This is a genomic window from Actinoallomurus rhizosphaericola, from assembly GCF_024055675.1.
GTDB lineage: Bacteria > Actinomycetota > Actinomycetes > Streptosporangiales > Streptosporangiaceae > Actinoallomurus > Actinoallomurus soli.
Window position 1 is genome coordinate 1 of the sequence record NZ_JAMXMW010000043.1, and the last position, 6,493, is coordinate 6,493.

Genomic DNA, 6,493 nt, shown 5'->3' on the forward strand with positions numbered 1-6,493 from the left:
GGACACACACCGTCAGGTCCCTGTTTCCAGTTTCCCGTCTGGGGCATTTCCTTGGGTCTATCTTACCGATTTGCTTTCCTTTGTCGAATTGACCGACTCCGGATAACTCCTCGATACCCGCCCAGCACTCAGAAACCGAAGCCGAAACTTCAGCGACTTTCACTGGGAGGTTCCCGGCGACCGCGCCACCTTGTCGGTGTCACGTACTCGGCCGGGCCGACAACCCATCCTACCCGCGCCGCAGAGTGACTCTGCCACGCGCTATCGAGTGGGGTGTCTTCCGCGGGGCCGGCCGCCTCTCGGCGTCCCGCTCCCCCGCGGGCAAGAAGAACTCTACGTGCCTGCGGCAGCAAGGTCAAATCCCACTGCCGGCACGCGAGGATCCGCAGGTCAGCTTTGCTGTCTTGCTTCTACCCCAGTGGTCCGGAGCCGAAACCCGAGCCACTGAAATAACTTCAAGATCCGTTGTCCCATCCGCTGACACCGGTCAATTCCGGACAGGTACCGCCTGATCGGCCACCGGCGCTCACCGGCGTACCGGTGGGCACGCCGTCACGGCGTCAGCCGGCCGGTCGGCCCCGCGTCGCTCCGTGCACGGCGGTGATGCCGCACATCCGCCCGCAGTGGCGGCCATCAGGCCCAACGAATCGGCGGCACGAGGCATTCCCGCTGGAGCGTCCGGACATGGACGAGGCCGGCTCTCCGGACCCCGGCGGGTCTGGAGAGCCGGCCTCAGAGCGGTGCTCGAAGGGCAGGCACCACGGGCGCGGAAGCGGCCCAGGCGCTCAGCGGCACCTGGGCGGCCGAGAGCGGTCAGGCACTCGGCAAGGCGGCGAGTTGGGCCTCCAGACGGGCCACGTCCGTGCGGGCCTGCTCCAGACGGCTCCGGGTCTTGGCGACGACCTTCTCCGGTGCCTTGGCCATGAACTGCTCGTTGCCGAGCTTGCCCTCGGCCTGGGCGATCTCCTTGCGGGCGGCGGCGAGGTCCTTCTCCAGCCGGGCGCGCTCGGCGGCGACGTCGATCGCACCGGCGGTGTCGAGGCGTACGGTCACGCCGTCCACGGGCAGGGACGCGGTCGGGTTGAACCCTTCCTCCGGAGGCGTGAGACGCAGGAGCGTCCGGGCCGCCTCCTCGTACGCCGGGTCGATGCCCTCCAGGGACGCGGCGACCCGCTGGCCCGGCTTGAGCCCCTGGTCGGCGCGGAACCGGCGGACCTCGGTGACGAGCCGCTGGAACCCGACGATCTCCGCCTCCGCCTCCGGGTCGGTGAAGCCGCCCGGCCGCGGCCAGGACGCCGCGACGATCGTCTCGCCGCCCGTCAGCGCCGTCCAGAGCTCCTCGGTGACGAAGGGCGTCAGCGGGTGCAACAGGCGCAGCAGGACGTCGAGCACGTGGCCCAGGACGGCCGAGGCGCCGGCGCTCATCCCCGGCACCTTGGACAGCTCAACGTACCAGTCGCAGAACTCGTCCCACGCGAAGTGGTAGAGCGTCTCGCACGCCTTGGCGAACTCGAACCGCTCGAAGTGCGACTCCACGTCGGCGACCACCGACGAGAGCCGGGAGACGATCCAGCGGTCCGCCACCGTCAGGTTCTCGGGCAGTCCCTCGCCGACCGCGCCGACGCCGCCCGCCACGCTCGTGGCGCCGTTCAGCAGCGCGAAGCGGGTGGCGTTCCAGAGCTTGTTGCAGAAGTTACGGGAGCCCTGGGCCCACTCCTCGCTGACCGCGACGTCGCTGCCGGGGTTGGCGCCGCGCAGCAGCGTGAAACGGGTGGCGTCCGCGCCGTACCGGTCGATCCAGTCGAGCGGGTCGACGACGTTCCCGAAGGACTTGGACATCTTCTTGCCGAACTGGTCGCGCACCATGCCGTGCAGCGCGATGACCTTGAACGGCTCGACGCCGTCCATGGCGTACAGCCCGAACATCATCATCCGGGCCACCCAGAAGAACAAGATGTCGTACCCGGTGACCAGCACGGACGTCGGGTAGAACGCCCGGAGCTCGGGGGTGTCGTCGGGCCAGCCCAGCGTGGAGAACGGCCACAGCGCCGAAGAGAACCACGTGTCGAGCACGTCGGTGTCCTGGGTCCAGCCCTCCGGCGCCTCCTCGCCGGGGCCGACACAGGTCATCTCACCGTCGGGGCCGTACCAGACGGGGATGCGGTGTCCCCACCACAGCTGGCGGCTGATGCACCAGTCGTGCATGTTGTCGACCCACTCGAAGTAGCGGGGCGCCATCTCCTGCGGGACGATCCGCACGCGCTCGTCGCGGACGGCGTCGCCGGCGGCCTTGGCGAGCGGGGCGACCTTGACGAACCACTGCAGCGACACCCGCGGCTCGACGACCGTCTTACAGCGTGAGCAGTGGCCGACCGCGTGGACGTACGGACGCTTCTCGGCGACGATGCGCCCCTGCTCGCGGAGCGCGCCGACGACCGCCGGGCGCGCCTCGAGCCGGTCCAGGCCCTGGAACGGGCCGTGCGCGGTGATGACGCCGCGCTCGTCCATGACCGAGATCGACGGCAGGTCGTGCCGTCGCCCGATCTCGAAGTCGTTCGGGTCGTGGGCGGGCGTCACCTTGACGGCGCCGGTGCCGAACTCCGGGTCGACGTGCGCGTCGGCGACGATCGGAATGCGGCGGCCGGTCAGCGGCAGCTCGATCTCGGTGCCGACCAGGTGGGCGTAGCGCTCGTCGTCGGGGTGCACGGCCACGGCCGTGTCGCCGAGCATCGTCTCCGCCCGGGTGGTGGCGACCACGATCGACGCGTCGCCCTCGCCGTACCGGATCGAGACGAGCTCGCCCTCGTCGTCGGAGTGCTCGACCTCGATGTCGGACAGGGCGGTGAGGCAGCGCGGGCACCAGTTGATGATGCGCTCGGCGCGGTAGATCAGCCCGTCGTCGTACAGCCGCTTGAAGATCGTCAGGACGGCGCGGGACAGGCCCTCGTCCATCGTGAACCGCTCGCGGGTCCAGTCGACGCTGTCGCCGAGGCGGCGCATCTGGCCGAGGATCTTGCCGCCGGACTCGGCCTTCCACTCCCAGACCTTCTTGACGAAGGCCTCGCGGCCGAGGTCGTGGCGGGACAGGCCCTCCGTGGCGAGTTGCCGCTCGACGACGTTCTGGGTGGCGATGCCGGCGTGGTCCATGCCGGGCAGCCACAGCGTCGCGGCCCCCCGCATCCGCTGCCAGCGGATGAGCGCGTCCTGGATCGAGTGGTCCAGCGCGTGGCCGACGTGCAGCGAACCCGTTACGTTCGGCGGCGGGATGACGATCGAGAAGTGGGGCTTGCCGGGTACGGCGTCCGGGGTGAAGTGGCCGCCGTCGATCCAGCGTTCGTAGAGCCGCCCCTCGACGTCGGCCGGGGTGTATTGAGTCGGCAGGTCAGCGCGCGAAGTCACGCGAAAAGTTTAGGGATGTTCCGGCGGCTCCGTGGCCGCGGGCCACGAATCCGAATCTTCCGTCGGTAACGATCGCCCCACCGGTCACTCCCGCACCCGGTGTTCCGCGCGGCGGCGGGGTTGGACGGGCATGCCGAAGACGGGCCGGACCGTACGGGCCGGAGGCCGCCTCTCCGGAGACGGAGAGGCGGTCAGGCCGACTTCTCGCGCGGCTCGCGCTTGGTGCGCTCGCGCGGCACCAGAGTGGGGTTGACGTGCTCCAGGACGGCCTCCCGGGTGATCACGACCCGGGCGACGTCGGCGCGGCTCGGCACCTCGTACATCACGGAGAGCAGGACCTCCTCCATGATGGCGCGCAGGCCGCGGGCGCCCGTGCCCCGCAGGATCGCCTGGTCGGCGATCGCCTCGAGGGCGTCGTCGGTGAACTCCAGGTCGACACCGTCGAGCTCGAAGAGCCGGTGGTACTGCTTGACCAGGGCGTTGCGCGGCTCGGTGAGGATGCTGATCAGCGCCTCACGGTCGAGGTTGTGCACGCTTGTGATCACGGGCAGCCGGCCGACGAACTCCGGGATCATGCCGAACTTCAGCAGGTCCTCGGGCATGACGTCGGCGAACAGGTCGGCGGTGTCCTCACCGTCGTCCTTGGTGCGCAGGACCGCGTTGAAGCCGATGCCCTGCTTGCCGACGCGCTGCTCGACGATCTTCTCCAGACCGGCGAACGCGCCACCGCAGATGAACAGCACGTTCGTCGTGTCGATCTGGATGAACTCCTGGTGCGGGTGTTTGCGGCCGCCCTGCGGCGGGACGCTCGCCGTCGTGCCCTCCAGGATCTTCAGCAGCGCCTGCTGGACGCCCTCCCCCGAGACGTCCCGCGTGATCGAGGGGTTCTCGCTCTTGCGAGCGACCTTGTCCACCTCGTCGATGTAGATGATGCCGGTCTCGGCCTTCTTGACGTCGTAGTCCGCGGCCTGGATCAGCTTCAGCAGGATGTTCTCGACGTCCTCCCCGACGTAGCCGGCCTCGGTCAGGGCGGTCGCGTCGGCGATGGCGAACGGAACATTGAGCAGTTTGGCGAGCGTCTGCGCGAGGAGCGTCTTACCGGAACCGGTCGGGCCCAGCAGCAGGATGTTCGACTTGGCGAGCTCGACGCTCTCGTCCCTGCCGCCGCTGCCCGACTGGATCCGCTTGTAGTGGTTGTACACCGCCACGGACAGGGCCTTCTTGGCCTTGTCCTGCCCGATCACGTACGAGTCCAGGAACTCGAAGATCTCCCGTGGCTTCGGCAGGTTGTCCCACTTGAGATCGGAGGACTCGGAGAGCTCCTCCTCGATGATCTCGTTACAAAGATCGATGCACTCGTCGCAGATGTACACGCCCGGACCCGCGATGAGCTTCTTGACCTGCTTCTGACTCTTTCCGCAGAACGAGCACTTGAGCAGGTCACCACCGTCGCCGATGCGTGCCACCCTGTCTCCTTTTCGTGGGGCCGCTCACCCGCTGTGAGCGGGGCGAGGGAGCGTGCTGAGGCTCTCGACGTTGTGTCTCGACGTTACCGTCTCCTGGACCGTGAGTGAGCCCTCTGGCGTGGTCAATCTGGCGGACACCGGGGCGTCACCCACAGGCCGCCTATGACGACACTACCTCGGACGGACGCTTCTTGCGGCTGGCGATGATGTCATCGACCAAACCGTAAGTCTTGGCCTCCTCGGCGGTGAGGAAACGGTCACGCTCGATGTCCCGGCGGACCTTCTCCACGTCCTGCCGGCTGTGCTTGGCGAGGATGTTCTCCATTTCCTCGCGGATCCGGAGGATCTCGTTCGCCTGGATCTCGATGTCGCTGGCCTGGCCGTAGCCGCCCTCGGTGGCCGGCTGGTGGATCAGGATCCGCGAGTGCGGCAACGCGGCCCGCTTGCCCGGCGTCCCCGCGGCCAGCAGCACCGCCGCCGCCGACGCGGCCTGCCCGATGCAGACCGTCTGGATGTCGCACCGGACGAACTGCATCGTGTCGTAGATCGCCGTCATGGCGGTGTACGAGCCACCGGGCGAGTTGATGTAGATGCTGATGTCGCGCTCGGGGTCGATGGACTCCAGCGTGAACAACTGCGCCATCACGTCGTTCGCCGAGGCGTCGTCGATCTGCACGCCCAGGAAGATGATCCGCTCCTCGAAGAGCTTGTTGTACGGATTCATCTCCTTGACGCCGTACGTCGTGCGCTCGACGAAGGACGGGATGATGTAGCGGCTCTCCACCGGCTGGACGCCGGCCCGGATCTCGTGGTTCACGGTGTTCAGTCCCCTCGGATCAAAAGTCATGACACCGCGCCTTCCGAGGCGACCTGGTTGGCGTTGTGCACGACGTGGTCGATGAAGCCGTAGTCCTTCGCCTCTTCCGCGGTGAACCACCGGTCGCGGTCGGAGTCGGCCTGGATCTGCTCGAGCGGCTGACCGGTGTGGAAGGCGATGCGCTCGGCGAGCGTCGTCTTCACGTACAGCATCTGCTCGGCCTGGATCCTGATGTCGGCGGCGGTGCCCCCGATGCCACCGGACGGCTGGTGCATCATGATGCGCGCGTGCGGCAGGGCGTACCGCTTGCCCGCCGTGCCGGCGCAGAGCAGGAACTGTCCCATCGAGGCGGCCAGGCCCATGCCGACCGTCGCGACGTCGTTCGGGACGTACTGCATCATGTCGTAGATCGCCATGCCGGCGGTCACGGAGCCGCCCGGCGAGTTGATGTAGAGGTAGATGTCCCGCCGGGAGTCCTCGGCCGCCAGCAGCAGCAGCTCCGAGCAGATGCGGTTGGAGATGTCGTCGTCGACCTGCTGACCGAGGAAGACAATGCGCTCGCGCAGCAGCCGCTGATAAAGCTGATCCCCCAACGGCAGAAGGGGCGCCTCGGCCGTACGCGCCTCTACGCGCGCCGGACGGTCGAAGGTCGGAGGCGTGGTCACTGCGTCACCTGCTCCGGTTCGTTGTTCGTGGTCGGTTGATTGCGACATTAACGCGCTGGAGCGGCGGGTTAAGCCGCCGGGGCGGCTTGTTCGCTTTCGGCGTGGAAGCCGGAGCCGGGAATACGGACGGGGCGGCCCCACAGGCG

4 protein-coding genes are annotated in these 6,493 nt (G+C 68.1%); all 4 read right to left on the bottom strand.

Features of this window, described 5'->3' with window-relative positions:
- Positions 1–813: 813 nt before the first annotated feature.
- The 4 genes from NE234_RS43915 to NE234_RS43930 all read right to left on the bottom strand — a co-directional run bounded on the left by NE234_RS43915 (position 814) and on the right by NE234_RS43930 (position 6,347).
- Positions 814–3,399, bottom strand: a complete 2,586-nt coding sequence (locus NE234_RS43915) for a valine--tRNA ligase (protein WP_252787118.1) — start codon at positions 3,397–3,399, stop codon at positions 814–816.
- Positions 3,400–3,590: 191 nt separating this feature from the next.
- Complete coding sequence (clpX, locus tag NE234_RS43920) at positions 3,591–4,865, bottom strand: ATP-dependent Clp protease ATP-binding subunit ClpX (protein ID WP_252787119.1); 1,275 nt, start codon at positions 4,863–4,865, stop codon at positions 3,591–3,593.
- A gap of 160 nt (positions 4,866–5,025) precedes the next feature.
- Positions 5,026–5,712, bottom strand: coding sequence for an ATP-dependent Clp protease proteolytic subunit (locus NE234_RS43925; RefSeq protein WP_252787120.1), 687 nt, complete (start codon positions 5,710–5,712; stop codon positions 5,026–5,028).
- Positions 5,709–6,347 carry an ATP-dependent Clp protease proteolytic subunit gene (locus NE234_RS43930; RefSeq protein ID WP_252829255.1) on the bottom strand — a complete coding sequence of 213 codons (639 nt, stop codon included), beginning with the start codon at positions 6,345–6,347 and terminating at the stop codon, positions 5,709–5,711. The genes NE234_RS43925 and NE234_RS43930 overlap by 4 nt, the downstream gene beginning before the upstream one ends.
- Positions 6,348–6,493 lie beyond the last annotated feature (146 nt).